Below are 17,624 nucleotides of genomic sequence, written 5' to 3'. Positions count from 1 at the left end.
CGGTAGCTCGGTGGCCGGGCTGCTCCCTCGACCCCTCGGCCGTTCGGTCGGGCGGGGGCGCGCGTGCTATCTTCTACGGCGTTGCCCAGACGGGCGTCGGTGGCCACGCGCCGCGACGGCGGCTGGGTGCACCACCTGTCCGGGTGGCGGAATAGGCAGACGCGCTAGCTTGAGGTGCTAGTGCCCGTGATAGGGCGTGGGGGTTCAAGTCCCCCTCCGGACACCCTCCTGACCTGCAACGATGCGGTATTTTTCCTATCCCGTGTCCACACCGCCCCACCTGCCGCCGTGGGCCGCCCGGACGGTCTCATCCACGGCATCACCTGTGCTCCCCCACCCGGGGCCCCACCCCCTTAGGCTTGACAGCATGACGGTCAGGGACGAGGCGCACCAGCTCCTGGACGAAGTTCCCGAGGAGCGGCTCGCTGACGCCGTCGACATGCTCCATAGGCTCTCGGCGGACTCTGCTAAGCCACAGCCGCAGCGGCGCAGGTTCCGGACGACTGCCGTGTTCGACGGTGAGCCGGACCTCGGTGTGCGGGCCAAGGAGATCGTCCGAGAGGGCTGGGACGGTCGGCACACCGCGTGATTGTCGTAGACACCGGTCCGATCGTCGCCGCAGCCAACCGCAAGGACAACTACCACGAGAGCTGCGTGGAGCTGCTTGAGACTCACCCGGGCCCACTGCTCCTGCCCTCGCCCCTGGTCGGAGAGGTTGGGTACATGCTCGCCTCTCGCGCAGGCACGTCGGCCGAGGCCGCCTTCCTGCGTGACGTCGCTGACGGTGTGTACCGGATGATCGCCGTCAACGACGTCGACGCGCGTAGGGCCGCCGACCTTGTCGAGCGCTACTCGAACCTGCCCCTGGGCAGCGCCGACGCATTCGTCATCGCGGTCGCAGAACGGTTCGGTGCCCGCCAGATCGCCACGCTCGACCGGAAGCACTTCGAGATCGTGCGGCCAGCGCACGTCCCGGCGTTCACGCTCCTGCCATAGACGCGAACAGCGCTCAGGTCTTGTTGGTGGACAACGGGCAGCACTGCGTGCTTGGCCCTCACAGCCTGGACGTTTGCGGGCTTCCGGACCGGTCTTCTCCGGAGACGCCAGGTCTACGCCGATCTCCTTCAGCACTGCTGCGCCACCGAGGCGTCTAGCTCGCCGCCGTGGCCCGCGGCTCTTCATTCGCTCGTCTGCTCTGCCTGGCGGCGGCCTTCCTCGCGTGCCTGGGCGAGCATGCTCTCCAGGCGGCGGCGCGAGCGGCGACGTCCCCAGAGGGTTGATCCGATGATGAGCGCGAGCCCGGCGAGCACGGCGAGCTGGGACCAGGGCACGGCCCAGAAGCCCGCGTCGACCGCGATCGGGTCGACGGCGGTGCCCTCGCCCTCGCCGACGGCCGCGGGCGCCACCTCCAGCGACGCCGGCGCGTAGAACAGCGGCCAGACGTGCGCCACCGGCACCGTGAACGCGCGCCGGTCGCCCGGCAGCAGCTCCTGATCGATCTCCTCGGCGCCGGGGAAGGCAGTCCTGCGGCCAGCCGCGTCCAGCACGCCCGTCACGAGCAGGCGGGCGTTGCCCGTGTTCACGACCTCGAACCGCACGACTGCGTCGCCGGGAGCCAGCGGGTTCCACGACACCTCGTAGTCGGACGTGACGCCCTCGACCGCCGCTGCGGGCGCCAGCGCACCCCGCACGCGGGTCATGACCCGGAACCCCACCCGGGACTCCACCCCGACCGAGGTGCCGTCCTCGCCGACCTGCTCCGACAGGACCGACGCCGCGATCCCCGCCGCATGATCACCCGGAGTGGCGTTCTCCGGCACGGTGGTGGTGAACGGCACCACGACCGTCTCCCCGGCGCCGACCCGCACCTCCTCCGGCACCTCGATCCACCGGCCGGCGTCGACGGACTCCCGGTCCGAGGGCAGCATGCTGAACCGGCCGTTCTCCCGGAAGTACCCGTCCGCCGCCGAGACCCGGAACGTCACCTCCTCCGCGGACAGGTTCCGGATGGCCAGGTGCTCCCTCGCGCTCTGCCCCGGGTCCAGCTCCTGCTCCACCCACGCCCGGCCGTCCTCGCCCGACCCGTCGGCCGGCCGCACCGACCAGGTCACCGTGCCCGACGGCTCCTCCTGCGTGGAGGCGGCAGCAGGAGCGCAGACCCCGGCGAGCACCAGCACAGACACCGCCGCGGCGAGGAGAGCGCGCACCCGGCGCAGACCAGAGGACCCAGCCATCATCGGCCTTCCACGTCCCGGGCACCGGGCCGCGCGCCCCCCGCAGCGGCCACCCCGACCGCCAGGGCGGACAGGCGGATGCCGCACCCACCCGGCACCCGCCCACGCGGCCTCACTCGAACAGCGACAGCGTCAGCGTCGAGGTGTACGCCCCCGGCTCGACATCGGCCGGCACCTGCAGCCTCAGGTCCGCGCTCGCCTCCCACGACCCGACCGCCTCCTCACTCGTCAGCGCCATCGCCAACAGCTCACGACCCACCAGGCCGACGTTGTTCGGCGCCTCCGCCACCTCCAGCGCCGGAGCCACATCCGGCCCCACCGCCACCGCACCGGACCCGTCATCGACGACCGACGGCGACCAGCCCAGGTTCTGCGCCCCGATCTCCGCCTGACCCGCCTCCCCCACGAACGACGATGCCGTGCCCTCCACCCACCAGAACGCCCCGTCCGGGATCTCCTCAGCCGTCCGGGTGTCTGTCACCGTCACCGTCGGCAGCGCGCCGGTGAACTGGCGCACCGTCCCGGTGGACCCGTTCTCCGTCAGCGCCGCCGCCGTCCCCGCCACGCTCATCGCCAGCACCCCCTGATCGGTGTCCTCGATCGTCACCGACACATCCACCTCGCTGCCCTCGCCGACCTGGGACTCGGCGAACGCCGCCGACCCCACACCCACCAGCAGCACACCACCCAGCGCCGCCGCACCCAGCCGCACCACCGAACCCTGCTTCACCACCGAAACCACTTCCCTTCGTCGTTGACTGCGGATATCCCGAAGGCGGCCCGCACGAAGACACCTGTCGATCCGGTCTGCCGGGCATGCCCGGATCTCCTGCCTCATGTCCCTGGCGGCGCCGCGACACCCACGCCCGCCCGCGGGCGACCACGTCCCGCCCGCCACTTGCCGGCCCAGGCGCGGGCACAGCAGGGACACCTTGGCCTCGACCGGACCGTGGGTGTCGTTCGCGCGGGCGGGGCGGCACGTTCTGGTGAGGGCATGCGCTCTCCTTCGAGGGGGTCGTGGCAGCGTCAGTCGCAGTCGAGTGCGGCGTAGGCGGGCTCGGCCACGATCGCGCCACCGACGCGGACGGTTGCGATCCCGCTGTCGATGTGCGCGGAACGCACGGCGAACGCAGCAGAGGCGGAGGCGTCTGGCGTGACCTGGGCGATCGTTCGGCTGCCGTACGGCGTGACGAGCTCTACGTCGAGCGGGACGTCCGAGACGTTGGTCGCGCGCACTGCGAGGTACACCTTTCCGGCGACGCAGCGCGAGTGTGCCTCCGCCGCGACAGCCGGTTCACCCGAACCGGCCGCGAGAGCAGGCTTGACCGTGAGCCTTGCCTCACGCGTCGTCGCGGTGCCTGCCGCGTTGGTGACGACCGCGCGGAACCGGCTACCGGAGTCGGCGAGCGTCACGTCGTCGAGGACGAGCCGTGGGGTGCGCTCGACCTGACCCTCCTGACCGAGCTTCGTCGCGGTGACAGGTGCCCACACACCGTCGACGAGGCGCTGCCACTCGACCGACGGAGAATCGTTCCCGGCGAAGCGCGCGAGGAAGGCCGCGAGCTCACCCTCGCGAACCGTGACGTCGCCCGGCTCGCGCTCGACACGCGGCGCAGAATCGTCGCGAGTGAGGGTGAGGTCGTCGAGGTGGGCCTCCTGGGCGCCGACGAGCCCGCCCTGGCTGACGACGATCGTGACCGCAGCGACGTCGTCTGGCAGTGCGAAGCGCTCGTCGAGCCGGACCAGACCGCCCCCGCCGGCCGGAACATCGAAGGACGCGAGCACCTCGCTCCCCACGACGTTATCCACGAACGGCATGAGGCTCACCGTGAGCGGTTCCGCGCCGTCTGCCGGCCTCACCCAGCCGGCGAGTCGATAGCTCCCGCCGCCCTCGACGGGCAGGTTGTCCTGCGCGAGGCGCGGCTCGGCGCTGGTGATCCGCGCGGCGAGCCGGCCCGAGGAGACCGAGGCGGCATCGCCCGTGCGGAGCTCGGCTGCCTGACGTCGACGCTCGGCCTCGGCTCCGCTCCACGGGCTGTGCCAGGTGCGCCACGGCGACAGGTACCACGGCGTGTTCTTCAGCGACTCGAATGACCCGTCGATCATGTCGTCGGCCGCGTCGGTGACCCTCACCCCCGTGCAACCTTCATCGCACGCGATCGTCAGCGTCGGATCGGCGTCGGTCGACGTGCGCACGACGGTCGAGACCGTGCCCCGGGCGTCAGGCGTCGCGACGTGGTCGAGCCCCGCCGGGTTCGTGACGACCATCGTCCCCGCGGCCGCGCCGGTGACCCGCACGCTCGCGTTGGCGCGCACCGGCACGCTGATGCTCGACCCCGCCTCGACGACGCGGTCCGTCCATGCGTCCGCGCAGTCGTCCGCGGCCTGGTCACTCACCTGGAACGCGCCGATGTCGGGCGCGCACGACGAGACGACGGGGTTGCCCTGGATGTCGTACGTCCCTGCGGGTGCGATCCGCTGCCCGGCACCCTCGAGCTCGGCGCTACGGGCGAGGAACGCCTCGACGGGCGACGTACCCTCGACGCCGGTGAGCAGCGTCTCGGCGATCTCGACTTTCCCCGTACCCTCGGGCCAGTTCTGGGCCGGGCCAGAGAACGCGTTGCGGACCCAGTTCAGCACGTTGCTCGTCGAGTCGTAGGTATCGGGGGCGATCTCACCCGTGGTGACGTACAGGTTGTTGGCAAGCAGCAGCCCGCTACCGGTGTCGTTCGTGCCGTTGAGGCGGTACCCCTCCTCGCCGGAGACGTCTGGTAGGTCTTCGGGAAGAATGATGGTGTTGTTGTACGACGACGAGTCCGTCACCCCGGACAGGAACTGGAACCGGTCGGTGTTCTCGTTGCCCGGTACGTCGAGCAGGTCGGCGGCCTGGCCGTCCCCGACCGAGAGGTTGTACCGGTAGGTTGCATCGGTGGCGAACCCGAGCCCCTCGATCTTCCAGTTGCCGCAGCCGCAGAAGAACATGCCCCCGCCGGCGTTGTCGTAGCTGAGGTTGTACTGGAAAACGGTGTTGCGCGACCCGTAGTCCGCGTCCCACGCGGTACCGTCGTTCTGGCTGATCTTCTGCGTGTTCGTCACGACGTTGTACTGGAACAGCGTGTCGTCGCTGTTCCACACCCAGATTCCGGCGTTGTGAGAGTTGGAGCGGTTGGCACCGTCCTTGAGGTAGTTCCCCTCGACGATCGCGCCCTCGTTCATCTGCACGACGATGCCGTCACCGCCGACGCCCTCGAGCGTGTTGTTGCGGATGATCAGGCCCGTGGACGGCGTGAACGGACGCTCCGTGGGCCTCCGCGGATCGCACGGCGAGTCCCAGGCCATCTCGGCTCGGCATTTCCATGCGGTCGACATGTTGATGCCCGACCGGTTGACGTTCTCGATCCGGTTGTCGGAGATCACGGTGTCGTCGAACCAGGAACGCGTCACCCCGTCGCGCGTGTCGACCTCGAGCTGGATGGCGCCCGAGCCGCCCAGGTCCTTCTTGCCCTCGCCGAGCACGTCGTGGACGTACAGGCCCTCGACGCGGAAGTGGCTGAGCCGGCCCTGGTCGACGTTGCGGATCGTCAGGCCGCGGCGCTGGGCGGTGTACTGCTTCGCCTGTTCGGCGTCGGCATTCGTGATCTCGAGGTTCCGGATCTCCCAGTACTCCTGGTTCTCCAGCAGGACGGCGTCGGGCACACCGTCGCCCGCGATGACCGGGTAGCCGTCCTCGGCGTCGCCGTAGGCATCGATCACGATCGGCGCCCCCGCGGTCCCGCTGCCCTGCGTACGCAGGCTGCCGTGGCATGTCGAGCCCCGGTGGAACAGGAGCCGGTCGCCCGGCTCGAGCAGGTGGGCGGAGACCGAGTCGAGCGTGTTCCATGGCGCCGCCTCGGTTCCGTCGCCGTCCACCGGCGCAGCACAGTCGACGTAGTGCAGCGAGGGATCCGTAGCCACCGCGGTGGCTACGGGCGTGGCCGCCGCGGTTGGTGCGGCCTCCACGCCCCCGGCAGGAAGCGCACCGCCGGTGGCGACGAGTGCGGCCGTGATCGCTCCGACCAGGCCGAGCCCTCGTCGGCGTCGCTGGCCCCAGCTCATGACATCGGATCGACGTGACATCCTTCTCCTCCTCATTGAGTCGTGCACAGCGCGGCCTTCGGGGCCGCGGGGCGCGGTAGCACCCCTCCGGTTCATCTGCCCGGCAGCTGCTCGGCAACGCCGAGCAGGACGGCGGACCGCGGTGCCACGACGATGCCGCCGTCGACCGTCTCTCCAGTGTCGAGGCGCGTGCCGCGCACGCCCTCGACGGTCGCGGACTCGTCACCGTGGTTGAGCAGGAAGACGACCCCGCCACGCTCGCGCACCTCGACCCCGGACGGCGCCGCGGCCGGCACCGGCACGCCGGCCGCGGTGAGCAGGTCGGCGAGCAGGTGGTCACGGCCGCGCGCGTCGAGGTCGGTAGCCACGTACCAAGCAGCCCCGGCGCCGGGCGTCCGGCGGACGGCCACCGCGGGCTCGCCGTCGTGGTCGCGACCACCGAAGCGCGCGAGCACCTCCACCGCCTCGTCCACCACGAGGACCCGCTCCGCCCAGCCGAGGCCCTTACCCGGCCAGGGCGCTCCGTCCGCACCGACGAGCGGGACGTCAGGCTCCGCGGCCGGCGCGCCGACCGCGGTCGTGATCCGGTCGATCTCCGGCACGATCGGCTCGGCGCGGCCCGGTGCGTCGGGGACGACGGCGAGCGGCGCGACGTCCACGACCCGCACACCGAGCACGTCCGCGACCGTGCCGAGGTAGCCGCCTTCGACCGCGTGGCCGTGCTCGTCCACGTAGCCGCTGAGGTAGGTCACCAGGACGGACGTGCCGGCCGCGACCGCCTCGCGCAGGCGCCGCGCGTGAGCCGGCGTGAGCCGGAACAACGACGGGACGAGCACGAGGCGGTAGGCCGACAGGTCGTCGTCGGGGTGGACGAAGTCGACGACGTGGCCGCGCTCGAACAGGCTCGCGTGCCACGCGCGCGCACCGGCCTCCGGGGCCGCGTCCGCCACCGGCCCGACGGCGTCGGCCTGGGCCCACGCGTTCGCCCAGTCCCAGACGATCGCCACGTCGGCGGGCACGCGGCTGCCGCGCACCTGGTCCAGCGACCCGAGCTGGCGCCCGAGCGCGGCGACCTCGCCCCACGTGCGGCTGCTCGTCCCCGCGTGCGGGACCATCGCCCCGTGGAAGGCCTCGGCACCCGCGAGCGACTGGCGCCACTGGAAGTTGAGGATCCCGTCCGCGCCGTGCGCGACCGCCTGGAGGGACCACAGGCCGTACTGGCCGGGGCGCTTCGTCGCGTTGCGCGAGCGCCACTGCACGGCCGAGGTGACCTGCTCCATCTGGACGAACGGCTTGCCCCGGCCGAGGGAGCGCATGAGGTCTGCCTCGAAGGCGAACACCCGCGCGGCCCGCGGGTCGGCCGGGTCGGGGTAGGAGTCGTTGCTGACGAAGTCGACCTCCTCGGCCCACCGCCAGTAGTCGAGCGGGCCGAACAGACCCATGAAGTTCGTCGTGATGGGTACGTCGGGGTTGGCCGCACGCAGGATGTCGCGCTCGAGCAGGTACAGGTCGAGCAGGTTGTCCGAGCAGAACGCGCGCCAGTCCGACAGGTGGTGCGGGTTGGGGATGGTCGGCGTCGTCCGGGGCGGGATGACCTCGTCCCAGCTCGAGAGGCGCTGGGACCAGAACGCGGTGCCCCACGCCGCGTTCAGCTCGGTGAGGGAGCCGTACCGGGACTGCAGCCAGGTGCGGAAGCGTGCCGCGGACTCGTCGTCGAAGCTCTCATGGACATGGCACGCGTACTCGTTGCTCACATGCCAGGCGACGAGCGCGGGGTGGTGCGCGAACTCGGCGGCCATGCGCTCGACGAGCAGCCGGATGCGCTCGCGCAGGACTGCACTGCCGGGGTTGTACTGCTGACGGGAGCCCCACCACAGCCGGACGCCGTCCCGCGTCACCGGCAGGGTGTCCGGGTGCTGCGCACCGAGCCACGGGGGCGGGGAGGCGGTTCCGGTCGCGAGGTCGACGCCGACGCCCGCCTCGTGCAGGCGGTCCATGACGCGGCGCAGCCAGTCCAGCTCGTACTGCCCGGGCCTCGGTTCGAGCACGGACCACGAGAACACGCCCAGCGTTGCGACGCTGACGCCCGCCTCGCGCATCAGGCGCACGTCCTCCTCCAGGTAGGACTCGTCCCACTGCTCCGGGTTGAAGTCGCCGCCATAGGCGAGGTGGGGCGTGCGCATGCCGTGGGCATCCGCGGAGTAGGTCGCCGGCGCGGCGCGCATGGTGCCGGTCTCGGTCAGGTAGGTGGTCGGTGCCGGGTGCATGCCGTGGGCCTCCGGGCGGTAGGTGGTCGGTGCCGTCATCCCTTGACGCTCCCGGCAGCGAGACCGGTGCGGAGCTGACGCTGGAGGGTGAAGAAGAGGATCGCCATCGGGATGATCGCGACGAGCGCGCCCGTGAGGACGATGTCGTAGGAGGCTGCGCCGCGGTAGGTCTGCCATCCGTAGAGGCCGAGCGTGACGGGCTTGAGCTCTTCCGCATTGAGCATCATGAGCGGGAGCAAGAAGTTGTTCCACGACGAGACGAAGACGAAGAGGAAGATCGTCACGGTCGCCGGCGCGAGGATTCTCAGGCCCATCGTGAAGAAGATCCGCAGCTCGCCGGCGCCGTCCATGCGCGCCGCCTCGAGCAGCTCGTCGGGGATGGACTGCTCGGTGTAGATGCGGGCGAGATAGACCCCGAACGGGCTGACGCAGGTGGGGATGATCACCGCCCACGGCGAGTTGATCAGGCCCACCGCGCTCGCCACGAAGTAGAGCGGGATGGTGAGCAGCGCGTTCGGCACCAGGACGCCGGCGAGGGTGGCGCCGAACACCAGTCCCTTGCCGCGGAAGGCGAACTTGCCGAGCACGTAGCCGGCGCTCACGGCGAGCAGCGTGCCGATCAGTGCTGCCGCCCCGGAGTAGAGGATCGAATTGAGCACCCAGCGCGGGAACATCCCGCCGTCGTAGGTGAACGTGCGCTGCAGGTTCTCGAGGATCTGGGGGGCGTGGAACCAGAACCCGTTGGAGTTCTGCAGGCTGGAGTTGCTCTTGGTGGAGGACACGACGAGCCACCACAGCGGCATGAGGAAGTAGATCGCGCTGATCGTGAGGAAGGCGACCGGTGGGACGCTGCGCCAGCTGAACCGCCGGACGGTGCCCGGGGTCGTGCGGCTCGGGACGGTGGCGGCGCTCATCGGGACAACCTCGTGGACAGTCGGTAGTAGGCGAAGACGAGCACGCCGGTGATGAGGGCCATCGACAGCGCGATCGCGCTGGAGAAGCCCGGGTCCGAGCTCACGGCGTTGTACCCCATCATCATCGGGGTGTACTGCGAGTCGATGTTGTTGGAGATCGTGCGCAGGATCGTCGGCTCGTTGAAGAGCTGGACGGTCCCGATGATCGACATGAGCACAGCGAGCCCGATCGCCCCGGCGACGCTCGGGATCTTGATGCTCCACGCGATACGCCACTCGCCGGCACCGTCGAGGCGCGCGGCCTCGAACTGGTCGCGCGGGATGGCCTGCAGCGCGGCGAGGATGATGATCATGTTGTACCCCGTCCAGCTCCACGTGGCGATGTTCGCGATCGACAGCAGCAAGGTATTCTGCTGCAGGAACACGTCGGGCGACGCGCCGAACCGTTCGAGGAGCTGGACCACCGGGCTCAGCTGCGGCACGTAGAGGTACGCCCACACCAACGCCGCGACGACACCCGGCACGGCGTACGGCAGGAAGTACACGAGCTGGAAGACCTTCTTCACGCGCGACATCAACGCGTCCAGCACGAGCGCGAGGGCGAGCGCGAACAGCGTCATCAACGGGACCTGCACGAGCCCGTACACGAGCACCCGGCCCATGCCCGTCCAGAAGGCGTCGGACTGCGCGACGCGGACGAAGTTCTCCAGCCCCACGAAGACGGTCTCGGACTTCGACAGCCCGAGCCCTCCCCCGCTCGTCACGGAGAACAGGCTCGTCCACACCGAGTAGACGATCGGGACGACGAACGTCGCCACGAAGAACAGGACGAAGGGCAGGAGCAGCAGGCGCACGCTCCACGGGAGCGAACGTCGCCGCGCGGCACGCCGGGCCGGATGCGCCGGGACCGCCGCCGGGACGGGGACCCGGTCACCCGGGCCCCCAGCGGCGCGCCGGGGGCCCGTCGTGACATCGGTCATCGCTACTACCTCTGCTCGCCCTGGTCAGCCGGCCGGGGTGGCGTTGATGTCTGCCTGCTCGAACGCCGACAGGCTGGAGTCCTGGAAGCCCGCGAGCACGTCCGGCAGGGTCGTCTCGCCGTTGGTCACCGCGGCGATGCCGTCGGTGAGCTCCTTGCTCAGGTCGCCGTAGGTCGGCGGGAAGAGCCACGGCGTCTCGATGTTCTCCGATGCCTCGGCGAGGAGACCGTAGACGTCCTCGCCGCCGAAGTACTCCGAGATGTTCTCGGGGGTGGCGATCTCGGCACCCTGCGTCGCGGGGAACAGGCCGAGGCCGAGCAGGCCCTCGACGTTGGTGTTGAGCCAGTTGGCGAACTCGAGCGCCTCCTCCGCGTGCTCGGTGCCCTCCAGCACCAGCAGCGTCGACCCTCCGTTGTTCGCGGAGACCTCGGCGCCTTCCTCCCACTGCGGGGCGGGCGCCACTGCCCAGTCACCGGCCGTCGCCGCGGCATTGTCCGCGATGAGCGGCGCCTGCCAGGCGGCACCGACGACCGAGAGGATCTGGCCGTTCGCGAGCTCGTTGTAGAACGCAGGGTCCCAGCGCTTCGTCGGGGACACGGCCTGTGCGTCCACGAGGCCCTGCCAGAAGTCAGCGACCTTGAGGCTCTCTTCGCCCGTCACGTCGACGACCCACTCTTCGCCGTCGATCGCCCACCACTGGCCGCCGGCCTGCTGGACGTAGGACTGCAGGTTCTCGACGTCGTCGGACGAGAAGCCGGCGAGATAGGTGCCGGGATTCTGCGAGGCGACCTGCTGCGCGGTCGCACCGAACTGCTCCCACGTGGTCGGGACCTCAAGGCCGAGCTCGTCGAACTTCGCCTTGTTGTAGTACATGACGACGGGGCCGGAGTCCTGCGGCAGGCCATACGTCGCGCCGCCGAGGCTGACGTTGCTCCAGGCGCCCGCGGTGTAGTTGTCCTCGTACTGCCCGGCCTCGTCGGAGACGTCCTGGGCGTACTGCAGCAGGCTGGTCACCCACTTGACGTCGGCCTGGACCAGGTCGGGAGCGTCGCCGGCCTGGGCGGCGGTCGTGATCTTGGAGAACGTGGCGTCGTCCCCGGCGCTCTGCGCCGAGTAGTTGACCTGGATGTCGGGGTTGTCCTCGTTCCACTCGTCAACGAGGTCCTGCATGCCGGGGACCCAGCCCCAGTAGTCGATCGTCACCGGGGTGCCCGCGTTGGCCTCGGTTCCCGCGTCACCGCCGTCGTCGTCCGAGCCACCATTGCCGCAGCCGGCCATGGCCACCGCCACACCGAGCGCGGTGACCATGGCGCCGATCTGCATCCGCCGCCTGTTCAGCATGTTCCCCTCCTTGGGACCTTCACTCGTCCACACCGCTCGGTGTGTACACGTGAACATGTTCGCGTGCGACGGGTACTGTACACGTTTCCATAGTTCTGTCACCACACCCACGGCCGCCACGGCCAGGCCCCGCCCGGAGGCGTCTGCCGTCCGAGTACGGTCGCGTGCACGAGCGTCCAGAACCTCCCCCACTCCAGAGCCGGAGAGCCCATGAACCCCCCGAGAGGTACCCGACCCCCGACCATCAAGGACGTGGCCGCCGCCGCCGGGACCTCCCACGCCACCGTCTCGCGCTACCTCAACAAGCGCTCCTACGTCTCCGCAGCCTCCGGCCAGGCCATCGAGGCTGCGATCCGAGAGGTGGGCTACGTGCCCAACCGCACCGCGCGTTCCCTCGTTCGCCGGCAGACGCAGGCGATCGCGTTCGTCGTCCGCGAGCACGCTGACCTGTTCTTCGCCGACCCCAACCTCAGCCGCATGGCCATCGGAGCGAACACGACGCTCTCGGCTGCCGGCTACCAGATGTTCATGCTCATCGTCGACACGGACGAGTCCGGCGAGCGCATCGTCGACCTCATCCTCGGCGGCTTCGTCGACGGAGCGGTCCTCGTCGCGATGCAGCACGACGACCCCGTCGCGGTCGCGCTCTCGGCTTCTGCGACGCCCCTCGTGACCGCAAGCAGGCCGCTCGGCGACGGCCGGACACCGTCCGTCGACACGGACAACGTCGCAGGTTCGGCAGCCATCACCCGCCGCCTGCGCCAGACCGGCCGAGAACGGGTCGCGGAGATCCGCGGCCCAGCGGCCGCGCCGGTCTCCGCGCTGCGCCATGCCGGGTTCGTCCAGGCCATGGGTGAGGCCTATGACGAGTCGCTTGTCACCACCGCCGCCGAGTGGACGCTCGCCGCCGGCTCCGCGGCGATGGCCGAGCTCCTCGACCGCGCGCCCGACCTCGACGGCGTCGTCGCGGCGTCCGATCTCCTGGCCGCGGGTGCCTTGCCGGTCCTTCGAGCCCGCCACCGCCGCGTTCCCGAGGATGTCGGCGTCGTCGGGTTCGACGACTCGCCGTGGGCGATCCAGACGCAGCCAGCGCTGTCCACGGTGCGGCAGGACGCAACCGCAACCGGGGTCCGCATGGCAGAGATCCTGCTGGGCCGGCTTGCTGGGGAAGACGTCGCCGGAAGGCACGAGATCATCCCGAACCAGGTCATCTGGCGCGAATCCGCCTGACTAGCGGCCCAAGGAGCCAGCCTGGGCTCGCCAGCCAGGGCCAGGATGAAGGAGCTCGGGAGTGTCTGCCCACCTACGGGACGCACTGAGTGCTACGGGTCCTTGCGCGAGGGGCGTCCTCGCGTTCGAACAGTCCGGGGTGGAGCCGCCACGTCCGGCTCCACCCGGCTGAGCAGCAGACGGACGACGACGCCGCCCGGTCAGCGCCCTCCGGCCTCCTGGCCGACGGCCGGCCCGCCGGCCAGGACGGTGAAGCCGGGCGGGAGCGGGCGCCTGCCGGTCAGGGCGAGCAGGACGACGTCGGCGTGGCCCCCGCGCACGGCGAGCTCGCCGGCCAGCCGCAGGGCGGAGGCCGCGGCGGCGTGCGGGGGCCGGGGCGAGCGGCCGAGCGCGACGGCCAGGTCGCAGGTGTGCACGACGAGCTCGAAGGTCCGGGTGGGGAGGTAGTCCGCCAGGCGCATCAGCCCGAAGGGCGTGGCGGCGAGGGCGTCGTCCGGGGCGTCCTGCACGAGCCGCGTGACCTCCGTTACCAGCGTCCGCACCGGCGCCACGAGGTCCGGACCGAGCTGAGCGCCGGCCTCCCGACCACGCTGCGCCACCTGGGCCGGCGAGGCCCGCAGGGCCCGCTGGTAGTACTCCACCGGCCCGGCGAGCTCCGTCGGGCCGGGCTCGGTGGTCAGGTAGGCGCGGACCGTCGTCAGGGCGCGGCTGGTGTGGCCGACGAGGTCGCGCACCGTCCACTCGCCCAGGCCCGGTTCCTCGAGGCGGCCGACCGCGTGGCCCGCCTCCTCGGCGAACCACGCGGCGGCCGCCGCGAACGCCTGGTGCTCGGGGCGCCGGGCGCGGTGCCCGGCGGGTGCGGTCATCGGGGAACCCTCCCTCCTGCCCGACGGCGCCGGGTCCGGCCGGTCGCCGACGGCGCCGCCGCCGCGCTCACAGTCCGCCACCGACGGTGATGGTGGTCGCGGTGAGGTAGGAGGCCTCCGGGGACAGCGCGAACAGCACCACCTGGGCGATCTCCTCCGGTCGGGCCACCCGGCCGAGCGGGATCTGGCGGGCGACCCGGGCGGGTCGGCCGGGGTCGCCGGCGGCGGCGTGGATGTCGGTGTCGGTGCTGCCCGGGGCGACGGCGACCACCCGGATCCCGGCCGGGGCCAGCTCGCGGCCCAGCCCGCGGGTCAGCGCCTCCACGGCGGCCTTGGACGCCGCATACTCCACGTACTCCCCCGGGGCCCCGGAGGCCGCGGCGGTGCTGCTGAGGTTGACCATGACGCCCGGCCGTCCCTCGGCCACCCAGGCGCGGGCGGCTGCCCGGGCCATCGCGACGAGGCCGAGCACATTGGTCTCGAACACGTGCCGCGTCTCCGCCTCGGTGCGCTCGAGGAAGGTCCCGAGCGGGCCGGTGGTGCCGGCGTTGTTCACCAGCGCGTCCACCGGGCCGAGCGCGGCGACGGCGTCCCGGACGACCCGCGGCGCGAGCGCTGGGTCCCCGACGTCGGCGCAGATGGCGTGCGTCCGTCCCGCCGTCTCCTCGACGAGCCGGGCGGCGGCGTCGTGGTCGGACCGGTAGGTGAAGGAGACGACGAACCCGCGCTCGACGGCGAGACGCACGACGGCGGCGCCGATGCCGCGGGCCCCACCGGTCACCAGGAGGTGGCTCATCGCGTCCCACCGGTCGCCAGGAGACGCCTCATCGCCTTTCACCGATCCCTTGACGGTCGGCCGGCTCCTGCCCGGCGGGCTCCCCCTGCCCGGCCGGCTCCCGCCTGGCGGGCTCCTCCCGCCCGGCGGACTGCTCCAGCCCGGCGGTCTGCTCCAGCCCGACGCCGTCGCCGCGGGAGTGCTCCGCCGGCCCGAAGATCACGAGCACGGTGAGGTCCGCGGTGACGTCGACGAACCGGTGCTGCTCCCCGGCGGGGACGAAGACGACGCTGCCGGCCCGCACGTCCACGACCTGCGTGGGGGTCCACAGCCGGGCGGCACCGCCGGTCACGACGTAGATCTCGTCCTCGGTGTGCGGCTGCTGCGGGTCCCGCCCGCCGGCCGGGATGTGGAAGGTGCCGACGCTGAGGTCGGCGACCCGCAGCTGCTCCTCGTACAGCGCCTCCTGGTGTCGGCGCGGCACGCCGGCCGCGGTCAGCACGATCATCGGCGCGCTCTCCGTCCGCTGGTCTTCGGACCGGCCCGGTCGGGCCGACGTCGCGATGCTGGCACACCCGGGATCAGCGCGGGAACTTCGGCCGTGTGTCGCGGGCACGACCGTTCCAAAGCGGCCCAGGGGCCGGCCGAGCGGGACCGGGCGCCGTCGTCGCCACACCGGGACCGGGCGCCGTCGTCGCCCCACCGGGACCGGGCGCCGTCGTCGCCACACCGGGACCGGGCGCCGTCGTCGGCACACCGGGACCGGGCGCCGTCGTCGGCACGGCGAGACCGGGCGCCGTCGTCAGCCCAGCCTCCCGGGTTGCGCTTCCCCTGCCGGGGAGGACGCTGGGAACCAGACCTGCCACGCAGGGCATTCCCCGACGCGGGCCCAGCCCCGCTGGTGGGTCGCCGTACCCCTTCGTGCCCAGCCCAGGAGGTCGTCATGTCCCAGCCCCCCCAGCAGCAGACCCCGCCCGGGACCACCGGGCAGATGGACCCCAAGCCGGACCACGGCGAGGAGAGCTACCGCGGCTCCGGCCGGCTGACCGACAAGAAGGTCGTGCTCACCGGCGGCGACAGCGGCATCGGCCGGGCGGTGGCGATCGCCTACGCCCGCGAGGGCGCCGACCTGCTGATCTCCTACCTCGACGAGCACGAGGACGCCGCCGAGACCCAGAAGTGGGTCGAGCAGGCCGGCCGCAAGGCCGTCCTGGTACCCGGCGACGTCGCCGACCCGGCGCACTGCCGCTCGATCATCGACCGGGCCGTCCAGGAGTTCGGCCGCATCGACGTCCTGGTCAACAACGCCGCCTTCCAGGCCACCCACCAGTCGATCGAGGAGATCCCCGACGAGGAGTGGGACCGCACGATCGCGATCAACATCAGCGCCTTCTTCCACCTGACCAAGGCGGCCGTGCCGCACATGCAGCCCGGGTCCGCGATCATCGCCACCACCTCGGTGAACTCCGACACCCCGCCGCCGATGCTGCTGCCGTACAACGTCACCAAGGCCGGCATCGCGAACATGGCCGGCTCGCTCGCGCAGATGCTCGGCAGCAAGGGCATCCGCGCCAACAGCGTGGCCCCCGGCCCGATCTGGACCCCGCTGATCCCGTCGACCATGCCGCCGGAGCAGGTGGAGAGCTTCGGCAAGCAGGTCCCCCTCGCCCGCCCCGGGCAGCCGGCCGAGCTCGCGCCGGTCTACGTCCTGCTCGCCTCGGACGAGGCCAGCTACGTCTCCGGCGCGCGGGTCGCGGTCACCGGCGGTTCGCCGATCCTCTGACCCGCCCGCCCGTGCCCAGCCGCTGACCGCCCCGCCGACCCCGAGAGGACGCCGCCCGTGGACTGGTACCCGCTGCGCCTGACCACGCCGGCCCGGCCGCTGGTGTTCGGCGGCCACCAGATCGCCCGCCGGCTCGGCAAGACCGGCATCCCGGACTGGGGGCTCGGGGAGACCTGGGAGTGCAGCGACGTCGACGGCAACGGCGCCGAGGTCACCAACGGGCCGCTGGCCGGGCGGTCCCTGCGCGACCTCACCCAGGCCCACCCCGACGAGCTCGTCGGGGTGGGCTGGCGCGGCGAGCGGTTCCCGGTGCTGACCAAGTTCATCGACGCCTCCGGCGCGCTGCCGGTGCACCTGCACGCCGACGACGACGCCGCCCAGCGGCTGGAGGGCCAGCCCCACGGCAAGACCGAGGCCTGGCACGTCCTCGACGCCGCGCCCGGCGCGACGGCGCTGTGCGGGGTGAAGGCCGGCGTCACCGCCGAGGAGCTCCACGACGCGCTGGTCGCGCAGGACTTCGACCGGGTGCTGCGCCGGCTCCCGGTCCGCGCCGGGGAGACCGTCTACGTCCCCGGCGGCACCCCGCACAGCTTCGGCCCGGACACCCTCATCTACGAGATCGAGCAGACCTCGGACATCCAGCAGCACGCCATGCACTGGCAGATGCAGGACGGCTCGCCCATCCCCGAGGACCAGGTCCGGGCCAACATCGACACCCTCGTGCAGGAGGCGCGGCTCGACACCCGGCCCGACTTCGGCCCCGGCCTGCACGTCGGCGTGGACGACGGCGTCGAGCGGGTGTTCCTGTGCGCCGGGCCGTACTTCGCCCTGGAGCGGTGGCGGGCCGGGACCGCCGCCCCGCTGCGGCACACCTTCGCGACGGCGCAGATCCTGACCAACGTCGGCGCACCGGTCCTGGTGCGGGCCGGGGACCGGGAAGAGCGGCTCGAGGCGGCCCAGACGCTGCTGCTGCCCGCGGCCCTGGGCGCCGTCGAGATCACCGGCCCGGCCGACGTCCTGCTCGGCTACCTGCCCGACCTGCGCCGCGACGTGCTGACGCCGCTGACCCGGGCCGGCTACCCGCCCGAGCTCGTCGCCGGGCTCGGCGGACCGACAGCCCCGCCGCCCGGTTGACGCAC

Annotated in this window: 15 protein-coding genes and 1 tRNA gene; 6 read left to right on the top strand and 10 right to left on the bottom strand. The window is 71.8% G+C overall.

What is annotated here, in order from left to right; translation table 11 throughout:
* The first annotated feature begins 137 nt into the window (after nucleotides 1–137).
* The 3 genes from MF406_RS07925 (at nucleotide 138) to MF406_RS07915 (ending at nucleotide 996) form a co-directional block, all read left to right on the top strand.
* Nucleotides 138–223: transfer RNA gene (locus MF406_RS07925), tRNA-Leu, on the top strand.
* 144 nt (nucleotides 224–367) lie between these two features.
* Complete coding sequence (locus MF406_RS07920) at nucleotides 368–589, top strand: hypothetical protein (protein WP_242897492.1); 222 nt, start codon at nucleotides 368–370, stop codon at nucleotides 587–589.
* Nucleotides 586–996: a type II toxin-antitoxin system VapC family toxin gene (locus MF406_RS07915; RefSeq protein ID WP_242897491.1), complete on the top strand. Its 411-nt coding sequence runs from the start codon at nucleotides 586–588 to the stop codon at nucleotides 994–996. The genes MF406_RS07920 and MF406_RS07915 overlap by 4 nt, the downstream gene beginning before the upstream one ends.
* Before the next feature lie 182 nt (nucleotides 997–1,178).
* On the opposite strand, the gene MF406_RS07910 is transcribed toward MF406_RS07915, so the two are convergent.
* The 7 genes from MF406_RS07910 to MF406_RS07880 all read right to left on the bottom strand — a co-directional run bounded on the left by MF406_RS07910 (nucleotide 1,179) and on the right by MF406_RS07880 (nucleotide 11,831).
* Complete coding sequence (locus MF406_RS07910; protein ID WP_242897490.1) at nucleotides 1,179–2,237, bottom strand: WxL protein peptidoglycan domain-containing protein; 1,059 nt, start codon at nucleotides 2,235–2,237, stop codon at nucleotides 1,179–1,181.
* Between the two features lie 109 nt (nucleotides 2,238–2,346).
* Nucleotides 2,347–3,072 carry a hypothetical protein gene (locus tag MF406_RS07905; RefSeq protein ID WP_242897489.1) on the bottom strand — a complete coding sequence of 242 codons (726 nt, stop codon included), beginning with the start codon at nucleotides 3,070–3,072 and terminating at the stop codon, nucleotides 2,347–2,349.
* A 188-nt stretch (nucleotides 3,073–3,260) separates the two neighbouring features.
* Nucleotides 3,261–6,329 carry a right-handed parallel beta-helix repeat-containing protein gene (locus MF406_RS07900; protein ID WP_242897488.1) on the bottom strand — a complete coding sequence of 1,023 codons (3,069 nt, stop codon included), beginning with the start codon at nucleotides 6,327–6,329 and terminating at the stop codon, nucleotides 3,261–3,263.
* A gap of 92 nt (nucleotides 6,330–6,421) precedes the next feature.
* Nucleotides 6,422–8,635, bottom strand: coding sequence for a beta-galactosidase (locus tag MF406_RS07895; protein ID WP_242897487.1), 2,214 nt, complete (start codon nucleotides 8,633–8,635; stop codon nucleotides 6,422–6,424).
* Complete coding sequence (locus MF406_RS07890) at nucleotides 8,632–9,510, bottom strand: carbohydrate ABC transporter permease (RefSeq protein ID WP_242897486.1); 879 nt, start codon at nucleotides 9,508–9,510, stop codon at nucleotides 8,632–8,634. The genes MF406_RS07895 and MF406_RS07890 overlap by 4 nt, the downstream gene beginning before the upstream one ends.
* Nucleotides 9,507–10,364 carry a carbohydrate ABC transporter permease gene (locus MF406_RS07885; protein WP_242897485.1) on the bottom strand — a complete coding sequence of 286 codons (858 nt, stop codon included), beginning with the start codon at nucleotides 10,362–10,364 and terminating at the stop codon, nucleotides 9,507–9,509. The genes MF406_RS07890 and MF406_RS07885 overlap by 4 nt, the downstream gene beginning before the upstream one ends.
* 150 nt (nucleotides 10,365–10,514) lie before the next feature.
* Complete coding sequence (locus MF406_RS07880) at nucleotides 10,515–11,831, bottom strand: ABC transporter substrate-binding protein (protein ID WP_242897484.1); 1,317 nt, start codon at nucleotides 11,829–11,831, stop codon at nucleotides 10,515–10,517.
* A gap of 210 nt (nucleotides 11,832–12,041) precedes the next feature.
* On the opposite strand from MF406_RS07880, the gene MF406_RS07875 reads away from it, so the two are divergent.
* A complete protein-coding gene (locus tag MF406_RS07875) occupies nucleotides 12,042–13,061 on the top strand; it encodes a LacI family DNA-binding transcriptional regulator (protein ID WP_242897470.1) in 1,020 nt (339 codons plus the stop codon).
* A 200-nt stretch (nucleotides 13,062–13,261) separates the two neighbouring features.
* Here MF406_RS07875 and MF406_RS07870 read toward each other — a convergent pair whose 3' ends face one another.
* The 3 genes from MF406_RS07870 to MF406_RS07860 form a co-directional block, all read right to left on the bottom strand.
* The gene (locus MF406_RS07870; protein WP_242897463.1) at nucleotides 13,262–13,927 is read right to left on the bottom strand and encodes a maleylpyruvate isomerase N-terminal domain-containing protein; all 666 of its coding nucleotides are present in this window, start codon (nucleotides 13,925–13,927) and stop codon (nucleotides 13,262–13,264) included.
* Nucleotides 13,928–13,994: 67 nt separating this feature from the next.
* Nucleotides 13,995–14,723: an SDR family NAD(P)-dependent oxidoreductase gene (locus MF406_RS07865; RefSeq protein WP_242897462.1), complete on the bottom strand. Its 729-nt coding sequence runs from the start codon at nucleotides 14,721–14,723 to the stop codon at nucleotides 13,995–13,997.
* Between the two features lie 28 nt (nucleotides 14,724–14,751).
* Nucleotides 14,752–15,210 (bottom strand): cupin domain-containing protein, encoded by a 459-nt coding sequence (locus MF406_RS07860; RefSeq protein ID WP_242897460.1) that lies wholly within the window; start codon nucleotides 15,208–15,210, stop codon nucleotides 14,752–14,754.
* 435 nt (nucleotides 15,211–15,645) lie between these two features.
* Between MF406_RS07860 and MF406_RS07855 the strand changes: the two genes are divergently transcribed.
* Together MF406_RS07855 and MF406_RS07850 are read left to right on the top strand one after the other, a co-directional pair.
* A complete protein-coding gene (locus MF406_RS07855; RefSeq protein WP_242897453.1) occupies nucleotides 15,646–16,485 on the top strand; it encodes an SDR family oxidoreductase in 840 nt (279 codons plus the stop codon).
* A 57-nt stretch (nucleotides 16,486–16,542) separates the two neighbouring features.
* Nucleotides 16,543–17,619 (top strand): class I mannose-6-phosphate isomerase, encoded by a 1,077-nt coding sequence (locus MF406_RS07850; protein WP_242897451.1) that lies wholly within the window; start codon nucleotides 16,543–16,545, stop codon nucleotides 17,617–17,619.
* Nucleotides 17,620–17,624 lie beyond the last annotated feature (5 nt).

It is taken from the genome of Georgenia sp. TF02-10 (assembly GCF_022759505.1).
In the GTDB taxonomy this organism is placed as follows: Bacteria; Actinomycetota; Actinomycetes; order Actinomycetales; family Actinomycetaceae; genus TF02-10.
The sequence above is the reverse complement of the archived record's forward strand: the minus strand, read 5'-3'. Positions and strand labels throughout refer to the sequence as shown.

Excerpts from the sequence above, each read along its gene's own strand:
- MF406_RS07920 (WP_242897492.1), top strand. The coding sequence starts at position 368 with ATGACGGTCAGGGACGAGGCGCACCAGCTCCTGGACGAAGTTCCCGAG.
- MF406_RS07910 (WP_242897490.1), bottom strand. The coding sequence starts at position 2,237 with ATGATGGCTGGGTCCTCTGGTCTGCGCCGGGTGCGCGCTCTCCTCGCC.
- MF406_RS07905 (WP_242897489.1), bottom strand. The coding sequence starts at position 3,072 with ATGAGGCAGGAGATCCGGGCATGCCCGGCAGACCGGATCGACAGGTGT.
- MF406_RS07900 (WP_242897488.1), bottom strand. The coding sequence starts at position 6,329 with ATGAGCTGGGGCCAGCGACGCCGACGAGGGCTCGGCCTGGTCGGAGCG.
- MF406_RS07895 (WP_242897487.1), bottom strand. The coding sequence starts at position 8,635 with ATGACGGCACCGACCACCTACCGCCCGGAGGCCCACGGCATGCACCCG.
- MF406_RS07890 (WP_242897486.1), bottom strand. The coding sequence starts at position 9,510 with ATGAGCGCCGCCACCGTCCCGAGCCGCACGACCCCGGGCACCGTCCGG.
- MF406_RS07880 (WP_242897484.1), bottom strand. The coding sequence starts at position 11,831 with ATGCTGAACAGGCGGCGGATGCAGATCGGCGCCATGGTCACCGCGCTC.
- MF406_RS07875 (WP_242897470.1), top strand. The coding sequence starts at position 12,042 with ATGAACCCCCCGAGAGGTACCCGACCCCCGACCATCAAGGACGTGGCC.
- MF406_RS07870 (WP_242897463.1), bottom strand. The coding sequence starts at position 13,927 with ATGACCGCACCCGCCGGGCACCGCGCCCGGCGCCCCGAGCACCAGGCG.
- MF406_RS07865 (WP_242897462.1), bottom strand. The coding sequence starts at position 14,723 with ATGAGCCACCTCCTGGTGACCGGTGGGGCCCGCGGCATCGGCGCCGCC.
- MF406_RS07860 (WP_242897460.1), bottom strand. The coding sequence starts at position 15,210 with ATGATCGTGCTGACCGCGGCCGGCGTGCCGCGCCGACACCAGGAGGCG.
- MF406_RS07855 (WP_242897453.1), top strand. The coding sequence starts at position 15,646 with ATGTCCCAGCCCCCCCAGCAGCAGACCCCGCCCGGGACCACCGGGCAG.